21 protein-coding genes and 2 tRNA genes are annotated in these 24256 nt (G+C 58.3%); 5 read left to right on the top strand and 18 right to left on the bottom strand.

The window, feature by feature from the left end; all coding sequences use genetic code 11:
- Positions 1–10: 10 nt before the first annotated feature.
- Positions 11–394, top strand: a complete 384-nt coding sequence (locus tag PI739_RS14090) for a carboxymuconolactone decarboxylase family protein (RefSeq protein WP_044308971.1) — start codon at positions 11–13, stop codon at positions 392–394.
- Here the strand turns inward: PI739_RS14090 and PI739_RS14095 are convergent.
- The gene (locus tag PI739_RS14095; protein ID WP_054082035.1) at positions 391–1332 is read right to left on the bottom strand and encodes an AEC family transporter; all 942 of its coding nucleotides are present in this window, start codon (positions 1330–1332) and stop codon (positions 391–393) included. The genes PI739_RS14090 and PI739_RS14095 overlap by 4 nt on opposite strands.
- A gap of 107 nt (positions 1333–1439) precedes the next feature.
- On the bottom strand, positions 1440–3023 hold the full coding sequence (locus PI739_RS14100) for an alkaline phosphatase D family protein (RefSeq protein WP_054082182.1): 1584 nt from the start codon (positions 3021–3023) through the stop codon (positions 1440–1442).
- A 157-nt stretch (positions 3024–3180) separates the two neighbouring features.
- Between PI739_RS14100 and PI739_RS14105 the strand changes: the two genes are divergently transcribed.
- The 3 genes from PI739_RS14105 (at position 3181) to PI739_RS14115 (ending at position 7640) form a co-directional block, all read left to right on the top strand.
- Positions 3181–4197, top strand: coding sequence for a class I SAM-dependent rRNA methyltransferase (locus PI739_RS14105; RefSeq protein ID WP_054082034.1), 1017 nt, complete (start codon positions 3181–3183; stop codon positions 4195–4197).
- A gap of 123 nt (positions 4198–4320) precedes the next feature.
- Positions 4321–7305, top strand: a complete 2985-nt coding sequence (locus tag PI739_RS14110) for a DUF748 domain-containing protein (protein ID WP_054082033.1) — start codon at positions 4321–4323, stop codon at positions 7303–7305.
- Positions 7302–7640 carry a DUF2845 domain-containing protein gene (locus PI739_RS14115; RefSeq protein WP_003364124.1) on the top strand — a complete coding sequence of 113 codons (339 nt, stop codon included), beginning with the start codon at positions 7302–7304 and terminating at the stop codon, positions 7638–7640. Before PI739_RS14110 ends, PI739_RS14115 begins: the two co-directional genes overlap by 4 nt.
- 150 nt (positions 7641–7790) lie before the next feature.
- Here PI739_RS14115 and PI739_RS14120 read toward each other — a convergent pair whose 3' ends face one another.
- The 16 genes from PI739_RS14120 to rlmE all read right to left on the bottom strand — a co-directional run bounded on the left by PI739_RS14120 (position 7791) and on the right by rlmE (position 23803).
- Positions 7791–8144 carry a BON domain-containing protein gene (locus PI739_RS14120; RefSeq protein ID WP_002555119.1) on the bottom strand — a complete coding sequence of 118 codons (354 nt, stop codon included), beginning with the start codon at positions 8142–8144 and terminating at the stop codon, positions 7791–7793.
- 288 nt (positions 8145–8432) lie between these two features.
- Complete coding sequence (gene pnp / locus PI739_RS14125) at positions 8433–10538, bottom strand: polyribonucleotide nucleotidyltransferase (RefSeq protein WP_003431526.1); 2106 nt, start codon at positions 10536–10538, stop codon at positions 8433–8435.
- A 175-nt stretch (positions 10539–10713) separates the two neighbouring features.
- Positions 10714–10983: a 30S ribosomal protein S15 gene (gene rpsO / locus PI739_RS14130; RefSeq protein WP_002555121.1), complete on the bottom strand. Its 270-nt coding sequence runs from the start codon at positions 10981–10983 to the stop codon at positions 10714–10716.
- Positions 10984–11142: 159 nt separating this feature from the next.
- Positions 11143–12060: a tRNA pseudouridine(55) synthase TruB gene (gene truB, locus PI739_RS14135; RefSeq protein WP_054082032.1), complete on the bottom strand. Its 918-nt coding sequence runs from the start codon at positions 12058–12060 to the stop codon at positions 11143–11145.
- 3 nt (positions 12061–12063) lie between these two features.
- The gene (gene rbfA / locus PI739_RS14140) at positions 12064–12480 is read right to left on the bottom strand and encodes a 30S ribosome-binding factor RbfA (RefSeq protein ID WP_003364128.1); all 417 of its coding nucleotides are present in this window, start codon (positions 12478–12480) and stop codon (positions 12064–12066) included.
- 159 nt (positions 12481–12639) lie between these two features.
- Entirely contained in the window at positions 12640–15165 is a 2526-nt protein-coding gene (gene infB, locus PI739_RS14145) for a translation initiation factor IF-2 (RefSeq protein ID WP_003431531.1), read from the bottom strand.
- Positions 15166–15192: 27 nt separating this feature from the next.
- The gene (gene nusA / locus PI739_RS14150) at positions 15193–16674 is read right to left on the bottom strand and encodes a transcription termination factor NusA (protein WP_003364132.1); all 1482 of its coding nucleotides are present in this window, start codon (positions 16672–16674) and stop codon (positions 15193–15195) included.
- A 59-nt stretch (positions 16675–16733) separates the two neighbouring features.
- Positions 16734–17192, bottom strand: coding sequence for a ribosome maturation factor RimP (rimP, locus tag PI739_RS14155; protein ID WP_002555126.1), 459 nt, complete (start codon positions 17190–17192; stop codon positions 16734–16736).
- A gap of 130 nt (positions 17193–17322) precedes the next feature.
- A tRNA-Met gene (locus PI739_RS14160) sits at positions 17323–17399 on the bottom strand.
- Positions 17400–17495: 96 nt separating this feature from the next.
- Positions 17496–17581 (bottom strand) — tRNA-Leu (locus tag PI739_RS14165).
- Positions 17582–17627: 46 nt separating this feature from the next.
- Positions 17628–18008 carry a preprotein translocase subunit SecG gene (secG, locus tag PI739_RS14170; RefSeq protein ID WP_003313628.1) on the bottom strand — a complete coding sequence of 127 codons (381 nt, stop codon included), beginning with the start codon at positions 18006–18008 and terminating at the stop codon, positions 17628–17630.
- A 4-nt stretch (positions 18009–18012) separates the two neighbouring features.
- Entirely contained in the window at positions 18013–18768 is a 756-nt protein-coding gene (gene tpiA, locus PI739_RS14175; protein ID WP_003364135.1) for a triose-phosphate isomerase, read from the bottom strand.
- A 66-nt stretch (positions 18769–18834) separates the two neighbouring features.
- Positions 18835–20178, bottom strand: coding sequence for a phosphoglucosamine mutase (glmM, locus tag PI739_RS14180; RefSeq protein WP_003431534.1), 1344 nt, complete (start codon positions 20176–20178; stop codon positions 18835–18837).
- 16 nt (positions 20179–20194) lie between these two features.
- Positions 20195–21046 carry a dihydropteroate synthase gene (gene folP, locus PI739_RS14185; protein ID WP_054082031.1) on the bottom strand — a complete coding sequence of 284 codons (852 nt, stop codon included), beginning with the start codon at positions 21044–21046 and terminating at the stop codon, positions 20195–20197.
- Positions 21047–21054: 8 nt separating this feature from the next.
- On the bottom strand, positions 21055–22959 hold the full coding sequence (gene ftsH / locus PI739_RS14190; protein ID WP_003364143.1) for an ATP-dependent zinc metalloprotease FtsH: 1905 nt from the start codon (positions 22957–22959) through the stop codon (positions 21055–21057).
- 193 nt (positions 22960–23152) lie between these two features.
- Positions 23153–23803, bottom strand: coding sequence for a 23S rRNA (uridine(2552)-2'-O)-methyltransferase RlmE (gene rlmE, locus PI739_RS14195; protein ID WP_054082030.1), 651 nt, complete (start codon positions 23801–23803; stop codon positions 23153–23155).
- A gap of 103 nt (positions 23804–23906) precedes the next feature.
- Between rlmE and PI739_RS14200 the strand changes: the two genes are divergently transcribed.
- Complete coding sequence (locus PI739_RS14200) at positions 23907–24218, top strand: YhbY family RNA-binding protein (protein WP_003340569.1); 312 nt, start codon at positions 23907–23909, stop codon at positions 24216–24218.
- Positions 24219–24256: the final 38 nt, after the last annotated feature.

Consider the following 24256-nt stretch of genomic DNA (forward strand, 5'->3'; position numbering starts at 1 on the left):
GAGCAAGGCCATGACAGACAAAACGATCAGCGATGGCGAACAGATCCGGCGCCAGGTGATGGGCGATGTCTTCGTCGACCGCGCGCTGGGGAACGCCACCGATTTCAGCCAGCCGCTGCAGGATTTCGTCAACGAGCACGCCTGGGGCAGCGTCTGGAGTCGCGAAGGTCTGCCGCTGAAAACCCGCAGCCTGATCACCCTGGCCGCCCTCACCGCCCTAAAATGCCCGCAGGAACTGAAGGGCCACGTTCGTGGCGCACTGAACAATGGCTGCACGGTCGAGGAGATTCGTGAAGCCCTGCTGCACTGCGCGGTGTACGCCGGCGTGCCAGCGGCCATCGATGCGTTTCGGGCGGCCCAGGAAGTGATCGACAGCTACGTCAAAACCGATTAGATCCAGCCGCCCCATTGCAGGATGAAAATCCCCACGTTGGTCGTGACCGCGGCAGCCAGCGTGGTGATGACGATGATCGCAGCGGCCAGCTCGTAATTGCCGTTGGCCGTGCGCGCCATGATGTAGCTGGCAGCCGCTGTCGGGCTGCCGAAATACAGGAACAGAATCCCCAGTTCAGCGCCGCGAAAACCGGCCAGCCAGGCGGCCAGCGTGCACAGCACTGGCAGCGTGACCATCTTCATGACGCTGGCGCTGACAGCCAGTTTTCCACTCTTGCGCAACGACGCCAGCGACAGCGTGCCACCGATGCAGATCAGTGCCAGCGGCAGGGTCATCTGGGCAAGATAGCTGCCGGAGGTTTCCAGCCATTTGGGCAAGCCGATGGCGAAGTAAGCGAAGGGCGAGGCGATGATCACACTGATGATCAGCGGGTTGGCCAGCACGCTTTTGAAGATGCTCCAGGGGTCGGACTTGATCACCGGGCTGTAAACCGCCAATACCACCGTCGATAACGTGTTGTAAAAGACGATGACCAACGCGGCGAGAATGGCGCCCAGTGAAATGCCATCAGGCCCGTACATGCTGGCCGCCAGGGCCAGACCGATGACCCCGTTATTGCCACGAAACGCGCCCTGGACGTAGATCCCGCGCTCTTCGTACGGGCAACGCCAGATCGCCCATCCCCAGGCGAACGCGAAACTCAGGAGCGTCGCAACGCTGAAAAAAATCAGCAGTTTGGGCTGCAATGCGGTGCGCAGGTCGGCGTGAATAATGCCCAGAAACAACAGCGCAGGCATGGTGACGTTGAACACCAGCCCGGAAGCCGCAACGATGAAACCATCATTGATCGCGCCGATACGCCTGAGGAACACGCCCAGAAACAGCATGGCAAACACCGGAGCGGTGATGTTCAGGGTTTCGAGAAAAATAGCCAGCATGCAACGCATCCGGTCCCGTCGTTAGGTAGCTCATGATAGGCCACCGACGACAAGCATGTTGCACGGAATTTCCGAAGCCCTGATCAACCCGCCACAGCGGTTGTTTATCAGACGATGCGGCTGACTGCCTTCTCAGGCTGGAGCCTGCGCTCGAAGACCGAGACCCCGTCGAGATCGCGCAGCGTCACGGTCATCTCACCGGTCTGTCCGTCGATATTCACTTCACCAAAGAACTGAAAACCCGCAAATGGCGAGGTGTTCTGCGCAGGAGGCGCCTTCTGGAACACCAGCTCGGGGCCAAAGGTCTTGTCCAGCACATTGGGACCATAGCTACCGGCATTCAACGGCCCGGCGACGAACTCCCAAAACGGGTCGAAGTCCTGAAACACGGCCAGATCCGGCTGGTAATGATGCGCAGCGCAGTAATGCACGTCGGCCGTCAGCCAGACACAATCGCGAATCTTCTGCGCGCGCAGGTACGCCAGCAATTCGGCGACCTCCAGCTCGCGCCCCGACGCCGGCCCGTCATTGCCGTTGGCGATGGCCTCCCAACGCTGTACGCCGGGGCTGACCTCACCATCCGGAACGCCCAGGCCGATGGGCATGTCCGCCGCGATGACTTTCCACTGCGCGCGCGACGCATTGAGCTCGCGCTTGAGCCAGTCCAGTTGCTCACGGCCCAGAAACGCAGTGGTCGGACCCGGTTTGTCAGCCAGGTTGGCATCGTTGCCGGCGCGATAGCTGCGCATGTCGAGGACGAAGACGTCGAGCATCGGACCGTAAGGGATCTTGCGATAAATGCGTCCGCCGTTGTCGGCTTCCTGCAAGCGTAATGGCGCGTATTCCAGATAAGCCTGGCGGGCACGCGAGGACAGCAGGCTGATGTCCTTGACCTTGTAGCGATCATCGAGCTGTTTGCTGGGCGACCAGTTGTTGGTGACTTCGTGATCATCCCACTGCCAGATCTGCGGTACTTCGGCGTTGAAGCGACGCAGGTTTTCATCCATCAGGTTGTAGCGGTAATTGCCCCGGTATTCGTCAAGGGTCTCCGCCACCTTGCTCTTCGCCTCGGTGGTGATGTTGCGCCAGATACGCCCGTCCTCCGTGGTGAGCTGCTCCGGCACCGGGCTGTCGGCGTAGATGGTGTCACCGCTGTGGATAAAAAAGTCCGGCAAGCGCAAACGCATGGCTTCATAAATACGCATGCCGCCAATATCGGGGTTGATGCCAAAGCCCTGCCCGACCGTATCGCCGCTCCAGACGAAGCGGATGTCGCGGCGCTGCTGCGGTGTGCTGCGCAAATGGCCGAACCACGGTTCACTGACGACACCGCTCTGCGCATCCTCGAAAGACACCCGGTAGAAAATCGCCTGATCGACCGGCAGCCCGCTCAACTCGACCCGCGCGGTAAAGTCGCTACGCTGATCGGCCAGCGCCGACACCACGCGGCGTGGCTGGGTGAACATGCTGCGCGTGTCCCACTCGACGACCATGCGCGAAGGCCGGTCGCTTCGGCTCCAGACGATCGCCTTGTCGCCGAACACATCGCCGGACTGCACGCCATCCATCATCTTCGGACGATCCTGCACCGAGGCGATGACCGCCGGTGCAACACCTGGTAACAGCAGACCGGCACCTACCGTTCCAACGGCCTGGATGACACGGCGACGCTTGAGATCGAACTGGCTCACGGTTATCCCCTCGCTGACAGGCAAAAAAGCACCGTAGCAGGGGAATATTGGCGCTGTATGACAACGCAGGAGATCAAGCGCATGGCAGACTTCAAAAACCCCCGGCGTCCGGTAACTGGTAAACTCCCGCGCCTTATTCCAGCCCGAGGCGCTCAGCATGTCTTCCTTGAATCAGGCGCTCAGCGTCGCCCTCGATAATCGCCAGGCGTTGCTTGACCAATTGCATGGGCAGGGGACGGACTGCTATCGACTGTTTCACGGCAGCCAGGAGGGCGCCAGCGGGCTGACCATCGACCGCTACGGCCCGCAATTGCTGGTGCAGAGCTTTCATACCCGCCTGGATCGCGATGCCCTGCTGGCGCTGCATGAACAGGCCAACACGCGTCTGGGCCTGGATACCCTGCTGGTCTATAACGATCGCTCGCAAGGCAACTCGCGCGTGGATCGCCATGACACCGTGTACAAGGCTGAAGAAGCAGCTCTGGCCGATCATGTCGGCCACGAATGGGGGCTCAATTACCGGGTCCGCGGCCGGCATGCAGGCCAGGACCCGCTGTTGTTTCTCGACCTGCGCAACGCCCGCGGCTGGGTCAAGCAGCACAGCGCCGGGAAAAGCGTGCTGAATCTGTTCGCCTACACCTGCGGCGTCGGCCTCAGTGCTGCGGCCGGTGGCGCGAGTGAAGTGTGCAATCTGGACTTCGCCGAAGGCAATCTGGCGGTGGGTCGCGAGAATGGCGCGCTCAATCCGCAACTGCCGCCGATGCAATTCATCCAGTCGGATTATTTTCCGGCAATCCGCCAGTTGGCCGGGCTGCCCATTGCCGCACGCCGCAGCCAGCAATTGCCCAGCTACGTGAAACTGCAACAGCGCCAATATGATCTGGTCCTGCTTGATCCACCCGCCTGGGCCAAGAGCGCGTTCGGCACCGTTGACCTGCTGCGCGACTATCAAAGCCTGCTCAAACCTGCGCTGTTGACCACGGCAGACGATGGCGTGCTGATCTGCTGCAACAATCTGGCGAAAGTCAGCATGCAGGACTGGCGTGAGCAGGTACTGCGCTGTGCCACCAAGGCCGGGCGTCCGGTGCGCAACTGCCAGGAGATGCGTCCCGCTGCAGACTTTCCGTCTCAGGACAATCAACCGCCGCTGAAAACGCTGATTCTGCAACTCTGATCCGGCGCTTGATAGCTTAACGTACAACCGGAAAGTTCCTACAAGCCGCGACGGCAGTGCCTTCGGAACCGAACAGGCATGCCATACTCCAAGGGCTTCCAAAAGAGAGAGACGCCGCTGCCCATGTCCAGAGGATTGAAACGCACACTTGGCTCCCTGCTGGCTGTGATCGCGCTCTACAGTTTGCTGGGTTTTTTCATTCTTCCCGGCGTCGCTCTGCGGATCGCGAACCAGCAACTGGCCAATTACGCCACAGTGCCGGCAAAACTCGAACGCCTGGAATTCAACCCCTTCACGCTGGAGCTGACGCTCTGGGGCCTGAACATCGGCACGCCAGGCAAGGAGCAGGTGGCGTTTGAAAAGCTTTATGCCAATCTGCAAATCAACAGCCTGTGGACGCGGGCCCTGCATCTGCAACGCGTCGAGCTGATCAAACCACGCACCGAGTTGCTGTTCGACAAACAGGGCAAGCTCAATCTGGCACAGCTGTTCAAGCTGCCCGCCAGCGAACCGACAAAGGACGAACCCGCCACCAAGCCATTCCCGCTGCGTATCGACGAAATCAAACTGGCGGGAGGCTACGTTCACTTCCAGGACCTGCGCCCCAGCCAGCCCATCGAGTTTCTATACGACGCGCTGGATTTCGAGCTCAAGAACCTCAGCACACTGCCTGAAGACAATGCCGACATGACCCTGGTCGCGGCGGGTCCGGACGGTGGGCAGATCGACTGGGTCGGCCGCATCAGCCTGATCCCGATCACCTCCGAGGGCACGCTGAAGGTCACCGACAGCAAGATGAAACTGTGGTGGCCTTACGTACGTGATGCCTTGCCGCTGGCGCTTGAGGACGGCGTGCTGAATTTCAGCACGGCCTACACACTGAACCTGTCCAAGAAGACCGAGCTCAAGTTGACCAACGTCTCGGCCAGTGTCGCGCCTTTCGCGCTCAACGCTCCCGACGGTCGCCCGTTGGTACGCCTGCAACGCATGGACGTCAGCGAAACATCGGTCGACCTCGCAAAGCAGCTGGTTACCGTAGGCAAGGTCCGCAGCCAGAAGCTGGAAACCTGGGCCGCACGTGAAACCGACGGGCAACTGGACTGGCAAAAACTGTTTGCCAGCCAACCTGGCAAGCCCGCAGCAACGCACACGCCAGCGGTGGACGAAAAAGCCGCCGAGCCGGCGCCTGCCACCGAGGCCTCAGCCAAAGCCAGCGATCAACCCGTGGCGCAGAGCAAACCCTGGCAAGTCCTGTTGCGGGATGTGCAGTTGCGCAACTACATGGTCCATCTGGCAGATCGCGTACCTCAAGAGCCGGTCGCGCTGGACGTTGGCCCACTGAATCTGGACATCCAGAACTTCGACAGCCTGAACAAGGCGCCCTTCACGCTCAAGCTGGATACCGGGCTGGGCAAACAGGGCAATCTCACTGCCGCCGGTGAAGTGAACCTCAACCCGGTCAGCGCACGACTCAACGTAACCACCCGCGACATCGACCTGCGCCTCGCTCAGGCCTACATCAGCCCGTTCATTCGTCTGGAGCTGCGCAGTGGCATGCTCGGCAGCGATCTGGCGGTCGACCTGAAAAGCACCGAGCCACTGGCGTTCAGCGTCACCGGTAAAGCACAGGTCAATCAGTTGCACACGCTGGATACGCTCAAGCAGCGCGACTTTCTGAAGTGGCAGCAATTGGCGCTCGAGGGGCTGGACTACCAGCACGGCAAGGGCCTGTCGATTGCCAAAGTGAACATGGATCAGCCCTACGCGCGCTTCATGATCAATGAGGACCGGACCACCAACATCGATGATCTATTGATCCCGCAGCCAGCCGATGCGGCTGCCGGCAAAACCGCCAGCCAGCCAAAGGCAGCCAGAACGCAAGCCGTAGGCAAGAAGGAAAACCCGCTGGCGATCTACGTGGGTGAAGTGAATATCAACGATGGCTCGGCAAACTTTGCCGACATGACCCTGACCCCCAACTTCGCCACCGCCGTGCAGCAACTCAATGGGCGTATCGGCACCATCGACAATCGCAAGCCTACACCGGCCCCCGTGAATATCGAGGGCAAGGTCGACCGCTATGCGCCGGTCACCATCAAGGGCAGCCTCAACCCGTTCGACCCGATGGCCAGTCTGGATATCACCACCAGCTTCAAGCGCGTCGAGCTGACCAACCTCACCCCCTACTCCGGCAAGTTCGCAGGTTTCCGGATCCGCAAGGGCCGGCTCAATCTCGACCTGCACTACCTGATTACCAAGGGCCAGCTCAAGGCCCAGAACAAGGTGCTGGTGGAGCAGCTACAGCTGGGTGAACGGGTCGACAGCCCGGATGCGCTGGACCTGCCTATTCGTCTGGCGGTCGCGCTGCTCAAGGATACCCAAGGGCGCATTTCCTTGGAGCTGCCCATCGAAGGCGACTTGAACAACCCGCAGTTCAGCGTCATGCCGATTGTCTGGCAGACCCTGCGTAACCTGGTGCTGCGTGCAGCACAGGCTCCGTTCAAGATGCTCGGCGGGCTGGTTGCCGGTGGAAGCTCCGAGGACCTCGGCAGCGTAAGTTTCGCGCCAGGCTCCAGTGACTTGTCGGCAGAGGCGCAAAAGGCCCTGGACAAGCTCTCGGTGGCGCTCAAGGAACGTCCGGACCTGAAGCTGGAGATCGAAGGCACCAGCGCCGCCAGCAGTGACGGTCCATTGATCGCTCAGCAAAGACTGGAACGCGAATACCAGTACACGTACTACAAGATCCTCCAGCGGCGCGGCGACAAGGTTCCAGCCAGGGCCGGTTTGATAGAGGTCCCGGAAGAGGAAAAGGCGCCTATGCTCGAAGGTATCTACAGGACACGCCTGAAACAGCAACCGCCCGCTGAGTGGGCCAGTCTGGGCAAGGAGCAGCGTGCTGCCCAGATGCGTGCCGCCGTACTCAAGTTCTGGAGCAGCAATGAGGTGCTGCTGCGCGAACTGGGCCAGAGCAGAGCCAGCAGTATCAAGGATTACCTGGTGGACAAGGGCAAGCTAGAAGACGCTCGCGTGTACTTCGTCGACGCGCAACTGGGTCAGGCCCAACCGGATGGTAAAGTCATCAGCCCCCTCCACCTCGACAGCGAATGAAGCCATTGGCACACACCCGAATCAAACGGCTGATCAACCTGACCCTCGCCGCCATGGCCGGGTCAGTTGTCGCATCAGCGTATGCCACCTCGACCCTGCGTTGCGGCAGCCAGCTGGTCAGCACCGGCGACCGGACGTTCGAGGTCCAGCAGAAATGCGGCGAACCGGTCAGCCAGGAAGTACTCGGCACTCGGGAAACCTTTAGTAGTAATTATCGAAGGTCAGAAGCCGTGAAGATCGAGGAATGGATCTACGGTCCTGATAACGGCATGTATCAGTACCTGCGCTTTGAAGGCGGTCGCCTGGTAGGCATCGAGAGCAAACGCCGCAACTGATCCCCCGGCTCCCCTTCCCTTCATGTGTTTCGTAGCGCCCATAGAAAAGGCCCCGACTCTTCAGTCGGGGCCTTTAATGGCTACATCCTTGTAGCCTCGCATGAACCTTCCATCAATCAATGACTGCGGGTGTTCATGAGCAGTATTCGATTACTCGGCTTTCAGGCCAGCAGCCGATACGTCTTTAACACCTTTGATTTTCTTGGTGATAGCGACGGCAGTGTTTTTCTGAGCTTCGGTAACTTTTACCATGGAGGACAGGGAAACCACACCTTTGTTGGTCTCAACCTTGATGTCCGAACCTGGGATGCCTTTTTCAGTCAGCAGATCAGCTTTGACTTTGGTGGTGATCCAGGTGTCAGAAGTGTCTTCTTTGACTTCTTGAGTAGTGGTGTTAGCTGCCAGAACCATTGGCGCTTGAGCCGAGGTCTGTGCGAAAGCAGCGTTGGCCATGGTCAGAGTCAGGGCAGTAGCGGTAGCAGCGGCAATAGCGAACTTCTTCATACGATAACTCCTGTTTTTCTCAAAATCTGCACCAGCATGTGGTGGCAGGGTTAACAGGTATATCGCAAGCGGTGTGCCAAAAATGAGATAGCCAAAATAACCTTTAAAATCAATTGCTTATGTTTTTATTTGTTTTGCTGAGTCGTGCAGATTGCCCGTTCGCCCAAACCCGGGCTTGCAAGATGCATGTTTGTACCGAGCAGTTTGCATGCTCCATGTGTAAGCCTCTAATTGCGCTCATAAAAAAAGGACTCCGAAGAGTCCTTTTTCATCTGCTGCTCAGATCAATCAGACGCCCGACGCTTTCGCTGCGGCTACGTCCTTGATCGACAGCTTGATACGGCCGCGGTTATCCACGTCCAGTACCAGTACTTCGACTTCCTGACCTTCCTTGAGGATATCGGTCACTTTCTCTACGCGAGCATCGCTCAGCATCGAGATGTGAACCAGACCATCCTTGCCCGGCAGGATGTTGACGAATGCGCCGAAATCGACGATGCGTTCAACCTTACCGACGTAGATCTTGCCGATCTCCGCTTCTGCGGTGATACCCAGAACGCGCTGACGTGCTGCCTCAGCCGCTTCCTTGGACTCGCCGAAGATCTTGATCGAGCCGTCGTCTTCGATGTCGATCGAAGCCTTGGTTTCTTCGCAGATGGCACGGATGGTTGCGCCACCCTTGCCGATCACGTCACGGATCTTGTCGGTGTCGATCTTCATCGCGATCATGGTCGGAGCGTTGGCCGACAGTTCGTTACGCGACTGACCGATGATCTGGTTCATCTGACCGAGGATGTTCAGGCGAGCTTCCAGGGCCTGGCCCAGGGCGATCTCCATGATTTCTTCGGTGATGCCTTTGATCTTGATGTCCATCTGCAGCGCGGTAACACCTTTGGAGGTACCGGCTACCTTGAAGTCCATGTCGCCCAGGTGGTCTTCGTCACCCAGGATGTCGGTCAGAATGGCGAACTTCTCGCCTTCCTTGACCAGGCCCATGGCGATACCGGCAACCGGCGCCTTCATCGGCACACCAGCGTCCATCAGAGCCAGGGAAGCACCACAGACCGAAGCCATGGAGCTGGAGCCGTTGGACTCGGTGATTTCCGACACAACACGGATGGTGTACGGGAACACGTCTGCGCCTGGCAGCATGGCCTGGACACTGCGACGGGCCAGACGGCCGTGACCGATTTCACGACGACCTGCGCCGCCCATGCGGCCACACTCGCCCACCGAGAACGGAGGGAAGTTGTAGTGCAGCATGAAGGGGTCTTTTTTCTCGCCTTCGAGCGTATCGAGCAGCTGTGCGTCACGTGCAGTACCCAGCGTGGCAACAACCAGCGCCTGAGTTTCGCCACGGGTGAACAGTGCCGAACCGTGGGTCTTTGGCAGAACACCGACTTCGATGTTCAGAGGACGTACGGTGCGCGTGTCACGGCCATCGATACGCGGCTTGCCGTTAACGATGTTTTCGCGAACGGTGCGGTATTCGATTTCACCGAAAGCGGCTTTGACTTCGCTGGCAGACGGGCTGCCTTCTTCCACAGCCAGTTTGGCAACGATCTGATCTTTCAGCTCGCCCAGACGCGCATAACGGTCGGCTTTGACGGTGATGGTGTAAGCCTGGGAGATCGCTTCGCCGAACTCGGAGCGGATAGCGCTCAGCAGTTCAGTCGCTTCAGGCTTAGGCTGCCAGGCCCAGGTAGGCTTGGCGGCTTCGGCAGCCAGTTCCTTGATGGCGTTGATCACGACCTGGAACTCGTCATGCGCGAACAGCACAGCGCCCAGCATCTGGTCTTCGGTCAGCTCTTTGGCTTCCGATTCAACCATCAGGACGGCTTCGGAAGTACCGGCAACGACCATGTCCAGGCTCGAAGCCTGCAGCTGCTCGTAAGTCGGGTTCAACAGGTAGCCGGTGCTTTCGTGGAAAGCAACGCGGGCAGCACCAACCGGACCGTCAAACGGGATACCGGAGATGGCCAGGGCAGCCGAAGTACCGATCATCGCAGCGATGTCCGGATCGGTTTTCTTGCTGGTGGAGACGACGGTGCAGACAACCTGCACTTCGTTCATGAAGCCTTCTGGAAACAACGGGCGGATCGGGCGGTCGATCAGGCGCGAAGTCAGGGTTTCTTTCTCGGAAGGACGGCCTTCACGCTTGAAGAAACCGCCAGGGATCTTGCCGGCAGCGTAGGTTTTTTCCTGATAGTGCACGGACAGAGGGAAGAAGCCTTTGCCAGCGTCAGCCTGTTTGGCGCCGACCACAGTCACGAGTACGCTGACGTCGTCGTCAACGGTGACCAATACTGCACCAGAGGCTTGACGGGCGATACGGCCTGTCTCGAGGGTTACGGTCGATTGACCGAACTGAAACTTTTTGATTACCGGGTTCACGGTTTCCTACCTTTCTTTGTGGCTCTTGGGGAACTGGTTTCTTGCGAATTCTTGGGCAGCGTGGGGAATCGGCCCCTTCCACAGCCCAGATAAAACTTGAGGCTGGGAGCCTGCCAGAACCACCGGGCAAACCCGACGGATCGTGACAGACAACCAACCTCTAGCAACGTCGTTATTAGCGACGCAGACCCAGACGACCGATCAGGGCGCTGTAACGGCTAACGTCCTTACCTTTCAGGTAATCCAGCAGCTTGCGACGCTGGTTTACCATACGGATCAGACCACGACGCGAGTGGTGGTCCTTACCGTTGGCCTTGAAGTGGCCTTGCAGTTTGTTGATGTTGGCGGTCAGCAGTGCAACTTGCACTTCTGGCGAACCAGTGTCACCAACAGCTTGCTGGTAGTCGGTTACGATCTGAGCTTTTTCTTCAACGCTGAGTGCCATGTGGGCAATCCTTTTGTGCAAGGAAGCGCTTCCGGAGAAACGTTTCCAACAGGCCGAGGACAGATCCTCGTATTAAAAAATGAGGTATGACCGTGCCTGTTGACAGCCATCCTCGTTCCACCCCACTCGCCGGCAAGCCGACGCCTGGAGTGGTTTCGGTCACTCTGACCGAATCAAGCGACGCGGCGCAATGCGCCCGTCTTCGGCGACTTCACCGATACCGATGAAGCGACCTTCGTGATCCTGCACGCGAACCATACCGAATTTCGGTGCGTCCGGCGCGCGTACTGGCTGACCATGCAACCAGTAAAACGAACTGTGTTCCGAAAACTTCAACAGCGGCCAGTCCAGCAGACCGCTGTCCGATGGCATCAGGAAACGGTCGACCGCTTCATTACCGCCATCGGCATGCACCTGCTCGAGCTCTTCCAGCGTCACTGTCTGAGCCAGCGTGAAAGGCCCGGCCTGGGTACGACGCAATTCTGCGACATAAGCACCACAACCGAGCTTCTCACCGATATCCTCGACCAGCGTGCGAATATAGGTGCCTTTGCTGCAATCGACGGACAGACGTGCAGTGTCGCCTTCGCAATCAAGTAATTCCAGGCGCGTAATAGTAACAGAACGGGGCTCGCGCTCCACTACTTCCCCTGCACGCGCCAGCTTGTAAAGTGGCTGGCCATCACGCTTGAGGGCCGAGTACATGGGAGGTATCTGGCTGATTTGTCCGCGAAAATGCGGCAGAACCGCTTCGATATCGTCGCGACCAACGGTCACCGGACGCGTGAGCAAAACCTCGCCTTCAGAATCGGCAGTGGTCGTGGTCTTGCCCAGTTGCGCCAGGGTCTCGTAGGACTTGTCCGAATCGAGCAGGTACTGAGAGAACTTGGTCGCTTCACCAAAACACAACGGCAGAACACCCGTTGCCAGAGGATCAAGGCTGCCGGTATGCCCGGCTTTCTCGGCATTGAGCAGCCAGCGAACCTTTTGCAGAGCGGCGTTGGACGTGAAACCCAGTGGCTTGTCGAGCAGGATGATCCCGCTGACATTGCGGCGTATACGCTTGACCTGAGCCACTCTTTATTCCTCGGTACTTTCAGGCTTTGCATCCGTCGATGCGGGGCCTTCCTGATGCTGACCGTCTTCTGCAACGGCACGCTCGATCAGTGCCGAGAGATGCGCGCCACGCACGACGCTTTCGTCATAGTGGAAGTGCAGTTGCGGTACGCTGCGCAGCTTCATTTCGCGGGCCAACTGCATGCGCAGGAAGCCTGCGGCAGCGTTGAGCACCTTGATGGTCTGCGCGATTTCTTCCGCGCTGTCCTGGCCCATGACGGTCATGAAAATCTTCGCATGACCCACGTCACGGCTGACGTCTACGGCGGTGATGGTGACCAGACCCACACGCGGGTCCTTGATTTCGCGACGGATCAGCTGCGCCAGTTCGCGCTGCATCTGATCGCCGATACGTTGGGTACGGCTGTATTCTTTTGCCATGCTTGTTACCTGTTACTGATCCGGGACCAAACCCTGACAGTCTGAAAGCGGCAAACGCCCGGCCTGACAATTGCCAGACCGGGCGTTGCGTTTAGAGCCCATGGGGAAAGCAGGGCATTTGCATGCGAGGCTCCCACCATGACTCCTGAAGCTCGCGATTTAGAGGCTGCGAGCCACTTGGACCTTCTCGAAGACTTCGATCTTGTCACCAACCTTGACGTCGTTGTAGCTCTTGACGCCGATACCGCATTCCATGCCTGCACGTACTTCGGCAGCGTCGTCCTTGAAGCGGCGCAGGGATTCCAGCTCGCCTTCAAAGATAACGATGTCTTCGCGCAGAACACGAATCGGACGGTTACGGTAGACAGTGCCTTCCAGAACCATACACCCTGCGATCGCGCCGAATTTCGGCGAACGGAACACATCGCGGACTTCGGCGATACCCAGGATATTCTCCCGGACGTCGCTGCCAAGCATGCCGGTAAGGGCTTTCTTGACGTCTTCGATGATGTCGTAGATCACGTTGTAGTAACGCATGTCCAGACCTTCCTGCTCGACGATCTTGCGCGCGCCAGCATCGGCACGCACGTTGAAGCCAAACAGTACAGCGTTGGAGGCCAGTGCCAGGTTGGCGTCGCTCTCGGTGATACCACCGACACCGCCGCCCACTACGCGCACTTGCACTTCGTCGTTACCCAGGCCGCCAAGGGCGCCCTGCAATGCTTCCAGAGAACCGCGGACGTCGGACTTGAGGACGATGTTAAGCGTCTTCTTCTCTTCCTGACCCATGTTCTCGAAGATGTTCTCCAGCTTGCCGGCATGAGCGCGAGCCAGTTTGACCTCGCGGAACTTGCCCTGGCGGAACAGTGCGACTTCACGGGCTTTCTTCTCGTCAGCCAGCACCGACATTTCGTCGCCAGCATCCGGAGTACCGTCAAGACCCAGGATTTCGACCGGAATCGAAGGACCTGCTTCTTTGACCGGCTTGCCGTTCTCGTCGAGCATGGCGCGGATGCGGCCGAAGTTCGAACCGACCAGCACCATGTCGCCCTGACGCAGCGTACCGTCCTGAACCAGAACAGTAGCGACCGGACCACGGCCCTTGTCCAGACGGGACTCGACAACAACACCACGACCCGGGGCCGACGGGGTTGCCTTGAGTTCCAGGACTTCGGCCTGCAGCAGAACAGCTTCCAGCAGCTCGTCGACGCCAGTACCCATTTTCGCGGAGACCGAAACGAAAGGCGTATCACCGCCCCACTCTTCGGACGTCACGCCATGGACCGACAGCTCGCTGCGGATACGATCGAGGTCAGCACCAGGCTTGTCGATCTTGTTCACCGCAACAACCAGCGGAACGCCAGCCGCAACAGCGTGCTGAACAGCTTCGATGGTCTGCGGCATCACGCCGTCGTCAGCTGCAACCACCAGAATCACGATATCCGTTGCCTTGGCACCACGGGCACGCATGGCGGTAAACGCGGCGTGACCAGGGGTGTCGAGGAACGTGACCATGCCGCGTTCGGTTTCAACGTGGTAGGCACCGATGTGCTGGGTGATGCCGCCGGCTTCGCCAGCTGCAACCTTGGCACGACGAATGTAGTCGAGCAGCGAGGTCTTACCGTGGTCGACGTGGCCCATTACGGTCACAACCGGTGCACGGGAGAACGACTCACCTTCGAACTTCAGCGATTCGGCCAGGGAATCTTCCAGGGCGTTGTCGCTGACCAGCGTGACCTTGTGGCCCAGCTCTTCGGCGATCAACTGGGCAGTTTCCTGATCCAGTACCTGATTGATGGTCACCGGGGTGCCCATCTTGAACATGAACTTGATGACTTCCGCAGCCTTGACCGACATCTGTGCCGACAATTCGCCGACAGTGATGGTCTCGCCAATGGCAACGTCACGGATGACCGGGCCGGTAGGGCTCTGGAAACCGTGAGCATTGCGCTTCTTCAGCTTGGACTTGCCACGGCCACCGCGACGGAAGCTGTCGCTTTCTTCGTCGGTAGTGCGAGGAGCAACGCGAGGGGCCGGAGCCTTCTCCTTGACCGAAGCGCGATGCGGAGCGTTTTTACGCTCGCCGTCGCCGCCACGGGCGTTGCGGTCGTCAGCACGAGGCTTGTCAGGGCGACGTTGTTCGTCACGCTTGCGAGCATCGGCAGAAGGCGCTGCGCTGGCCGGTGCCGGAGCAGCGGCTGGCGATGCTTCACGCACAGGCTCGGCGGCAACAACAGGCTCGGCAGCAGCCGAAGCGGGCTGGCTTGCAGCAGGCTGATTGCGCGCATCTTCTTCAGCGCGACGCTTGGCTTCTTCTTCAGCCTTTTGACGAGCGGCATTTTCTACCGCACGGCGTTCGTCCATCTCGCGCTTGCGCTCGGCTTCGATCTCTTCCGGGCTACGCTGCACAAAGACTTTCTTCTTGCGCACTTCAACGCTGATGCTCTTGCTGCCAGCAACGCGCAGGGTGCTGGTGGTCTTGCGCTGCAAGGTAATCTTGCGAGGCTCTTCCACCTTGGCCTTGTGACCGCTTTTCAGGTGCGTCAACAAGGCTTGTTTTTCGTTATCGGTCACAACTTGCTCGGCGGCGGTGTGCGGCAGACCTGCCTCACGCATCTGCTGTAACAGGCGCTCTACCGGTGTGTCGACCACTTTGGCCAGTTCTTTCACCGTGACTTGCGTCATGCACTTCTCTCCTCAGGCCGCGCCCAATTACTCGAACCAGTGGGCTCGGGCGGCCATGATCAACTTGCCGGCACGATCATCGTCAATGCCGTCGATGTCGAGCAGGTCATCTATAGACTGCTCGGCCAGGTCTTCGCGGGTAATTACGCCGCGCACCGCCAGTTCCATCGCCAAATCCTTGTCCATACCCTCAAGCGAGAGCAGGTCTTCGGCCGGATGGGCGTCTGCCAGCTTTTCCTCTGTAGCGATGGCTTTAGTCAACAAACAATCCTTGGCACGAGCGCGAAGCTCGTTGACGATTTCTTCGTCAAAGCCGTCGATGTTGAGCATTTCTTCCAACGGTACGTAGGCAATCTCTTCCAGGCTGGTGAAGCCTTCATCAACCAGCACCTGCGCCAATTCTTCCTCGACTTGGAGTTCTTCGATGAAATTGCGCAGGATGTCACCGGTTTCAGCTTGCTGCTTGGCCTGGATGTCCGATTCGGTCATTACGTTCAGGGTCCAGCCAGTCAACTGGCTCGCCAGACGCACGTTCTGACCGCCACGACCAATAGCCTGGGCCAGGTTGTCCGCTCCCACTGCGATGTCCATTGCATGCGCGTCTTCATCTACGATGATTGCCGCTACTTCTGCAGGAGACATTGCATTGATCACGAACTGCGCCGGGTTATCGTCCCAAAGAACGATATCCACACGCTCGCCACCCAGCTCGCCGGAAACAGCCTGAACTCGCGAACCGCGCATGCCGATACAGGCACCTTGCGGATCGATTCGTTTATCCTTGGAGCGAACAGCGATTTTCGCACGAGAACCCGGGTCACGGGAGGCAGCCATCACCTCGATGAGACCTTCGGCAATTTCCGGCACTTCAATGCGGAAAAGCTCGATCAGCATCTCTGGCGCAGTACGCGACAGAATCAGCTGAGGACCACGGTTTTCAGTACGAATTTCCTTCAGCAAAGCACGGACGCGAACACCGACCCGGAAAGTTTCCCGGGAAATGATGTCTTCACGAGCCAGCAAGGCTTCGGCATTGTTACCCAGGTCAACGATGACATTGTCACGTGTAACCTTTTTAACAGTACCAGAAATGATTTCACCCAGACGCTCACGGTAGGCATCGACCACCTGAGCACGCTCGGCTTCGCGAACTTTCTGCACAATGACTTGCTTGGCGGTCTGCGCAGCGATACGACCGAATTCGATGGATTCGATTTTTTCTTCGATCAGGTCGCCGGCAACAGCACCCGGCTTTTTCGCCTGGGCCTGATCCACAGCAAATTCGTGCGCAGGATCGTCCAGATCTTCGTCTTCGACAACTGTCCAGCGACGGAAAGTCTCGTAGTTGCCTGTCTGGCGATTGATCTCTACGCGCAGTTCTACTTCATCTTCAAAACGTTTCTTGGTAGCGGTGGCAAGAGCCAGCTCCAGCGCTTCAAAAATTACACTTGCCGGAACGCCCTTTTCATTGGACACCGACTCAACAACCAGCAGTACTTCTTTGCTCATCGTACGCCTCGCCTTTCGCAAGCCATTGGATCCGCGGGATCCGCAGTAACCGGCACGTCTCAGTCAAACGTGGGAATAATGTTGGCCTTGTCGATCATGTCGATCGGCAACAGGAACTCATGGTCTTCAACCTGCACCACGACATCCTGCTCCTCCACCCCGCGGAGAAGGCCTTGAAAGTTGCGTCGACCTTCGAAAGGTGAACGCAGCTTTATTTTCACTTGTTCCCCGGCGTACGAAGCAAACTGCTCAATAGTGAACAGCGGGCGCTCCATGCCAGGAGAAGATACTTCAAGGGTGTACTCGGTGCTGATTGGATCTTCTACGTCCAACACACCGCTGATCTGGCGACTGACGATTGCGCAGTCGTCGACCAGAACGCCCCCTTCCTTGTCGATATAAATGCGCAGCACCGAATGCTTGCCCTGGGAACTGAAATCAATTCCCCAGCACTGATAGCCAAGGGCCACGACCACTGGGGCCAACAAGTCCTGCAACTGTTCTAGCTTGCTCGACACCTGAACCCCCTCGTGCATGCTTTAGAAATAAAAAAATGGGCAAAAGCCCATCCCTGAAAACGCCGCTGAACATCGACGTCATGTACTGTCCAGCTAACAAAAAGCCCCTTAAAAGGGGCTCCGCTAAAACTGGTTGCGGGGGCTGGATTTGAACCAACGACCTTCGGGTTATGAGCCCGACGAGCTACCAAACTGCTCCACCCCGCGACAAAGCTGGGGCGGAAGTATACGACCGATCCATTGCTGGGTCAATCCAACATCCACCTACAAGAAAGCCCGCTAGTGCGGGCTCTCCTGCTTAATTGGTACCGAGAAGGGGACTCGAACCCCTACACCCTATGGGCACAACCACCTCAAGGTTGCGTGTCTACCAATTCCACCACCTCGGCATTACAACTCTTTTTGGCGACCTCACGAACATCGCCGAATTCTGTCTTACTTCTTCTCTGGGGCTTGAGGTACGTCAGCTGGAACAGCGGCTGGCTTTTGCCCTTCGAGAACCGGTACATCATCTGCTGCCGGTTTTTGCTTCACTTCCAGTACTGCCGGGTCTGGCAAACCTACTTGAGTCAGCTGTTGAGCTTTCTCTTTAGCAAAGTAACCTAACCCCAAGCTGGTTATGAAAAAACATGCGGCAAGTATAGCAGTAAACTTACTGAGAAAGGTAGAGGTTCCTTGACCTCCGAAGACAGTATTTGATGCACCTGCTCCGAACGACGCGCCTGCGTCAGCACCTTTACCCTGCTGCAGCAATACCAGAGCGACAACGCCCAGAGCGCCCAACAGGTGAAAAACGATTACGACTGTTTCCAGCATTTTTTCAGTTTCCCGCGGCGCGACAGATCGCACCGAACTCATCTGCATTCAGGGAAGCTCCACCAATGAGCCCCCCATCGATATCCGGCATGCTGAAGAGCTCGACCGCATTGGCCGCCTTCACGCTGCCGCCATAGAGAAGTCGCACGCCTTGTGCGACTTCGGCATTCTCTTTTGCCAGTTGCGCACGGATGGCTGCGTGCACTTCCTGCGCTTCCTGAGGCGAAGCAGTCAATCCGGTGCCAATGGCCCAGACCGGCTCGTAGGCAATGACAGCATTGACCAGTGCATTGACACCAAACTCGGCGATGACACTGTCCAGCTGACGTCCTACCACTTCGAGCGTTTGCCCCGCCTTGCGCTCTTCAAGCGTTTCACCTACGCAGAGCACAGGTGTCAGACCTTTCGCCTGGATCGCCGCAAACTTCTTGTTCAAGACATCATCCTGTTCGCCAATCAACTGACGACGCTCGGAGTGCCCGACAAGTACCAGCTTGCAACCTGCATCAGCCAGCTGACTCGATGCAACCTCACCTGTCAGCGCGCCTTGCTCAGCCTGAATGGCTGCATCCTGCGCACCAACGATGATCGATGTTGCCTTGAGCCCCTCGATCACCTGATGTGTAAACAGACTGGCAGGCATCACGGCGATATCGACGCTGCCTGGCAACGACTGCTTGCACAAACCCTCGATCAGCTCAGCGACGCTGGCGCGGGTACCGTGCATTTTCCAGTTACCAGCTACCATTGGGCGACGCATGCTACACCTCGTGGGTCAAAGTGGGCGCAGATGTTACCCAACAGTTCCGACACTGGCAAGCCGAAATCAGGCGCAAACTTCAGTAACCAGTTTTGCGAGTTCTTCGGCGTACGCCCTGACCTGCGTTTCGTCCTCGCCTTCGACCATCACGCGCACCAGCGGCTCGGTACCCGATTTGCGCAGCAGCACCCTGCCACGCCCGGCCATCTGCTCGGTGACGCGGGCGCAGGCTTCCTGGACCGACGGATGCGAAACCGGGTCTACACCCGACCCGGCGAAGCGCACGTTAATCAGGATCTGCGGGCATTTGCGCAATTTCAGACGCGCTTCGGCCAGACTTACGCCACTTCGGCGCAGAGCCAATATCACCTGCAATGAGGCGATAATCGCATCACCGGTTGTGGCGTGCTGGAAACAGACGATATGACCGGAGTTTTCACCGCCGATCTGCCAGTTGCGCTCGAGCAACTCGGCGATCACATAACGGTCACCGACATTGGCCCGAACAAAGGGAATACCTTGCTCAGCCAGGGCCAGTTCAAGCCCCAGATTGCTCATCAATGTACCCACTACGCCGCCCTGCAAGCGTCCCCGCTCGTGCAGGTCGCGGGCGATGATGTAAAGCAATTCATCACCATCGACGATGGTCCCGGTATGATCGACCATCAACACGCGGTCGCCATCACCGTCGAAACCGATGCCCATGTCCGCATGCTCGGCAAGCACGGCCGCCTGCAGGGCTTCCATATGCGTGGAGCCACAGGCCTTGTTGATGTTGAGCCCGTCAGGCTGCGCGGAAAGCACCACTACCTGCGCGCCCAGTTCACGAAATACGTTGGGTGCCACCTTGTAGGTCGCACCGTGGGCGCAGTCGATGACGACCTTGAGGCCGGCGAAATCGGTGCTGGTAGGCACGCTGCTTTTGCAGAATTCGATGTAACGCCCGGCAGCATCGTTGATCCGCGAGACCTTGCCGAGGTTCTCGGACTCGGCCACGGTCATCGGCGCGTCGAGTAACTCTTCGATCATCATCTCGATCTCGTCAGGCAGCTTGGTGCCCTGACCGGAGAAGAACTTGATGCCGTTGTCGTAGTGCGGGTTATGCGAGGCGCTGATGACGATGCCAGCCTCGGCATGGAAGGTACGTGTCAGGTAGGCGATGGCCGGTGTCGGCATCGGCCCCAGCAAGAGAACGTCAGCACCCGCAGCGGAGAGACCAGCCTCGAGAGCGGACTCGAACATGTAGCCGGAGATGCGCGTGTCCTTGCCGACGAGAATCCGGCAGGCGCCCATCTTGCGGAAAGCCATGCCCGCCGCCCAGCCCAGTTTCAGCATGAACTCGGGCGTGATCGGAAATTGCCCTACGCGACCGCGAATGCCGTCGGTTCCGAAATATTTTCTGGTAGTCATAGATGCCCCACTGTTGTTATTCAGCTGCTTCGACAGCTGCGATCATGCGCACCACGTCAGCCGTTTCGGCGACATCATGCACACGCAGAATTCTTGCCCCCTTGGCCATCGCCAGAACCGCCAGGGCGAGCCCGCCGGACAGACGCTGGTCGACGGGACGCCCCAGCACAGCACCGATCATGCTCTTGCGCGAAACACCCACCAGCAAAGGGCGGCCGAGCGCATGCAGCGCTTCCATATGCTTGAACAGGCTCAGATTGTGCTCCAGTGTCTTGGCAAAGCCAAAGCCCGGATCAAGAATGATCTGCTGCTGACCGATTCCTGCCGCAACACACTGTTTCATCCGCTCAGCCAGGAAGGCACAAACCTCGCCCACCAGATCTTCGTAGTGCGGGTCATTCTGCATGGTTCCGGGCTCGCCGAGCATGTGCATGAGACAGACCGGCAAACCGGTGCTTGCGGCCGCCTCAAGCGCGCCAGGGCGCTGCAGCGAGCGAACGTCGTTGATAAGCCCTGCACCCAGCCCAGCCGTCGCCAGCATGACCTCAGGCGTGGAGGTGTCCACAGAGATGATCACATCCAGCTCGCGCGCGATGACCTCGACCACCGGAGCCACACGCTCCACCTCTTCCGACGCAGAGACAGCACGCGCACCCGGCCGGGTTGACTCGCCACCGACATCGATAAGCGTGGCGCCGGCCTGCACCATTGCCTCGGCATGACGCAACGCAGCATCGCGCTGGCTGTAGCGGCCACCATCGGAAAATGAGTCTGGGGTTGCGTTGAGGATACCCATTACATGCGTATGGGCCAAATCAAGAACCCGGTTGCCGCAAGGCAACCGGGTTGGATACAGCGCAGATGTCATGTCAGACCTTAGTGCTCGGCAGCAGGGCCGCCAATCGGAGTTTCCGGACGAGGGTCAGGCGTGATCGGAGTACCGTTGGTCCCCGAACCACCACCCCAGTCACGCGGCTCACGCGGAGTACGACCGGTCATGATGTCGTCGATCTGGTCGGCATCAATCGTTTCGTACTTCATCAACGCGTCGGCCATCGCTTCCAGTTTGTCGCGATTATCCGTCAACAGCTGCTTGGCGGTGCCGTAACAGTGGTCGATGATGCTGCGCACTTCGGAGTCGATGAGCTTGGCAGTATCGCCGGAAACACTGGAGTTCTGGCTGCTGCCGCGCCCCAGGTAACCTGCATCCTCGTCTTCCGAGTACATCAGCGGGCCGAGTTTTTCAGACAGCCCCCACTTGGTGACCATGTTCCGGGCAATCTGGCTGGCACGCATGATGTCATTGGAGGCACCGGTTGTGACGCCATCGAAGCCAAGGGTCATTTCTTCCGCAATACGACCACCGTACAGCGAGCAGATCTGGCTGATCAACGCACGCTTGGACAGGCTGTAACGGTCTTCTTCCGGCAGGAACATCGTCACACCCAGCGCACGACCACGCGGGATGATGGAGACCTTGTAGACCGGATCATGCTCTGGCACCAGGCGCCCAACGATAGCGTGACCCGCCTCGTGGTAAGCCGTATTGCGCTTTTCCTTATCGGACATGACCATCGATTTGCGCTCGGCGCCCATCATGATCTTGTCCTTGGCCAGTTCGAACTCTTTCATTTCTACAACGCGCTTGCCGGAGCGAGCAGCGAACAGCGACGCTTCGTTGACCAGGTTGGCCAGATCCGCACCGGAGAAGCCCGGCGTACCGCGAGCGATAACGCCTGCGTTGACGTCTTCGCCCATCGGAACCTTGCGCATGTGAACCTTGAGGATCTGCTCGCGACCACGAATATCCGGCAGACCTACAACTACCTGGCGGTCGAAACGACCTGGACGCAGCAGCGCCGGGTCCAGTACGTCAGGACGGTTGGTTGCGGCAATGACGATGATGCCGTCATTCATTTCAAAACCGTCCATCTCGACCAGCAACTGGTTGAGCGTTTGCTCGCGCTCGTCGTGACCACCGCCCATGCCGGCACCACGATGGCGACCGACTGCGTCGATTTCGTCGATGAAGATGATGCATGGCGCGTGTTTCTTGGCTTGCTCGAACATGTCGCGAACGCGGCTCGCACCGACACCCACGAACATCTCGACAAAGTCGGAACCGGAAATGGTAAAGAACGGAACCTTCGCTTCGCCAGCAATGGCCTTGGCGATCAGCGTTTTACCGGTACCGGGAGGGCCGACCATCAGCACACCGCGCGGGATTCGACCGCCCAGGCGTTGGAACTTGCCCGGATCACGTAGGAATTCGACCAGCTCGCCGACTTCTTCCTTGGCCTCGTCGCAACCGGCAACGTCAGCCAGGGTGGTCTTTACCTGATCTTCGGACAGCAGACGCGCCTTGCTCTTGCCGAAGCTCATCGGGCCGCCCTTGCCGCCCGCCCCGCCCTGCATCTGGCGCATGAAGAACATGAACACCGCGATGATCACCAGTATCGGGAAGCTGGCCACCAGCAACTGGGTCCAGATGCTCTGCTGCTCAGGCTGCTTGCCTTCGATCACGACGTTGTTGCTGACCAGATCACCGATCAGGCCATTGTCCGGGATGTTCGGGCGGATGGTCTTGAAGGTGTCGCCATCGCTGCGCTTGCCCGTAATGACGTAGCCGTCGACAGAAACCTTCTCGACCTTGCCATCCTTGACCTGCTGGATGAACTCGGAATAGTTGAGGTTCTGCGGCTCGTTAGGGCTGGAGAAGTTGTTCATCACCGTCACCAGGACAGCCGCGATGATCAACCACAGGATCAAATTCTTTGCCATATCGTTCAATTAGCTACCCTCTGAAGCAAGCTCCACGCAGCAAGCGTGCCTCGCATGATATTCACCGGCCTAACTTACTACAGAACCTACAGATACGGCAGACACCGTCTGTAACCCTTTGTGAAACTTTGACAACATAATGTTCAGTCATGCTGCATCGGCAACGCCATTTGAAAAAAGCTATCGCGCCTTGTCAAAACCGCTCGATGCTGGCTGCGCCATCAATGCCGCGAAAGCCGCGAGCCAGCAGGTATTGCTCGCGTGACCTGTCGCGGGACGACGACGGTTTGCGCATCTGCACCCTGTCGAACAGCTTGCGAATATCCTTGTGGTAGACATCGAAGCCTTCACCCTGGAAGACCTTGATCAGAAAATCGCCACCGGGACGTAGTACCCGACCAGCAAGATCGAGCGCCAATTCGCAGAGAAACATTGCACGCGGCATATCTACAGCGCTCAATCCACTCATATTGGGGGCCATATCGGAAATCACAAGGTCTACCTGCGTATTACCGACTGCCTCCAGGATCTGCTCAAGAATCGCATCCTCGGTAAAATCACCCTGAATGAAGGTCACATCGGGGATGCTGTCCATTTCAAGGATGTCGGAAGCGATCAGACGACCTTGACCGCCGATCAGACGACTGGTCACCTGCGACCAGCCTCCCGGCGCTGCGCCGAGGTCGATCACGGTCATGCCCGGACGGATGAGCTTGTCCTTTTCCTGAATCTCCAGCAGCTTGTAACTGGCACGCGAACGGTAACCGTCCTTCTGCGCCATTTTGACGTACTTGTCGTCGAAGTGTTCTTTGAGCCAGTTATGGCTTGTCTTGGAACGGGCCACGGGGCACCTCAAAAATAAACGAGTCGTGATTAACTGGGCGGTCCCGGACTCGCTCGGGTAAACTGGCCGCCGCTTTTAAAAGATCAGACGCAGAGGTCAGATTATGCCGCTCACTCCAGAGCAGAAGAAACAATACAAATCCATTGGCCACCATCTGAAACCGGTATTGATCGTGGCTGACAATGGTTTGACTGAAGGTGTACTTGCAGAGCTTGAACGCGCACTGAGCGATCATGAGCTGATCAAGATCAAGCTCAACATCCTCGACCGCGAAAGCCGTCTCGGTGCCATCGCAGAACTGTGCAAGGCCGGTTCTGCCGACCTGGTTCAGGTCATCGGCAAAATGGCGTTGATCTATCGCAAGAACCCAAAGGTAAACAAGCAACTGTCCAACGTCCACCGCGCACACGGATAAAAACAGAAGTCAGGGCCGCCAAAAGCGTGCCCTGACTC

Source organism: Pseudomonas cerasi (assembly GCF_027983475.1).
Lineage (GTDB): Bacteria > Pseudomonadota > Gammaproteobacteria > Pseudomonadales > Pseudomonadaceae > Aquipseudomonas > Aquipseudomonas cerasi.

Excerpts from the sequence above, each read along its gene's own strand:
- PI739_RS14110 (WP_054082033.1), top strand. The coding sequence starts at position 4,321 with ATGTCCAGAGGATTGAAACGCACACTTGGCTCCCTGCTGGCTGTGATC.
- glmM (WP_003431534.1), bottom strand. The coding sequence starts at position 20,178 with ATGACTACCAGAAAATATTTCGGAACCGACGGCATTCGCGGTCGCGTA.
- PI739_RS14200 (WP_003340569.1), top strand. The coding sequence starts at position 23,907 with ATGCCGCTCACTCCAGAGCAGAAGAAACAATACAAATCCATTGGCCAC.
- infB (WP_003431531.1), bottom strand. The coding sequence starts at position 15,165 with ATGACGCAAGTCACGGTGAAAGAACTGGCCAAAGTGGTCGACACACCG.
- PI739_RS14115 (WP_003364124.1), top strand. The coding sequence starts at position 7,302 with ATGAAGCCATTGGCACACACCCGAATCAAACGGCTGATCAACCTGACC.
- PI739_RS14090 (WP_044308971.1), top strand. The coding sequence starts at position 11 with ATGACAGACAAAACGATCAGCGATGGCGAACAGATCCGGCGCCAGGTG.
- PI739_RS14120 (WP_002555119.1), bottom strand. The coding sequence starts at position 8,144 with ATGAAGAAGTTCGCTATTGCCGCTGCTACCGCTACTGCCCTGACTCTG.
- ftsH (WP_003364143.1), bottom strand. The coding sequence starts at position 22,959 with ATGGCAAAGAATTTGATCCTGTGGTTGATCATCGCGGCTGTCCTGGTG.
- PI739_RS14105 (WP_054082034.1), top strand. The coding sequence starts at position 3,181 with ATGTCTTCCTTGAATCAGGCGCTCAGCGTCGCCCTCGATAATCGCCAG.
- rbfA (WP_003364128.1), bottom strand. The coding sequence starts at position 12,480 with ATGGCAAAAGAATACAGCCGTACCCAACGTATCGGCGATCAGATGCAG.
- tpiA (WP_003364135.1), bottom strand. The coding sequence starts at position 18,768 with ATGCGTCGCCCAATGGTAGCTGGTAACTGGAAAATGCACGGTACCCGC.
- nusA (WP_003364132.1), bottom strand. The coding sequence starts at position 16,674 with ATGAGCAAAGAAGTACTGCTGGTTGTTGAGTCGGTGTCCAATGAAAAG.
- secG (WP_003313628.1), bottom strand. The coding sequence starts at position 18,008 with ATGCTGGAAACAGTCGTAATCGTTTTTCACCTGTTGGGCGCTCTGGGC.
- PI739_RS14095 (WP_054082035.1), bottom strand. The coding sequence starts at position 1,332 with ATGCTGGCTATTTTTCTCGAAACCCTGAACATCACCGCTCCGGTGTTT.
- folP (WP_054082031.1), bottom strand. The coding sequence starts at position 21,046 with ATGACATCTGCGCTGTATCCAACCCGGTTGCCTTGCGGCAACCGGGTT.
- rpsO (WP_002555121.1), bottom strand. The coding sequence starts at position 10,983 with ATGGCACTCAGCGTTGAAGAAAAAGCTCAGATCGTAACCGACTACCAG.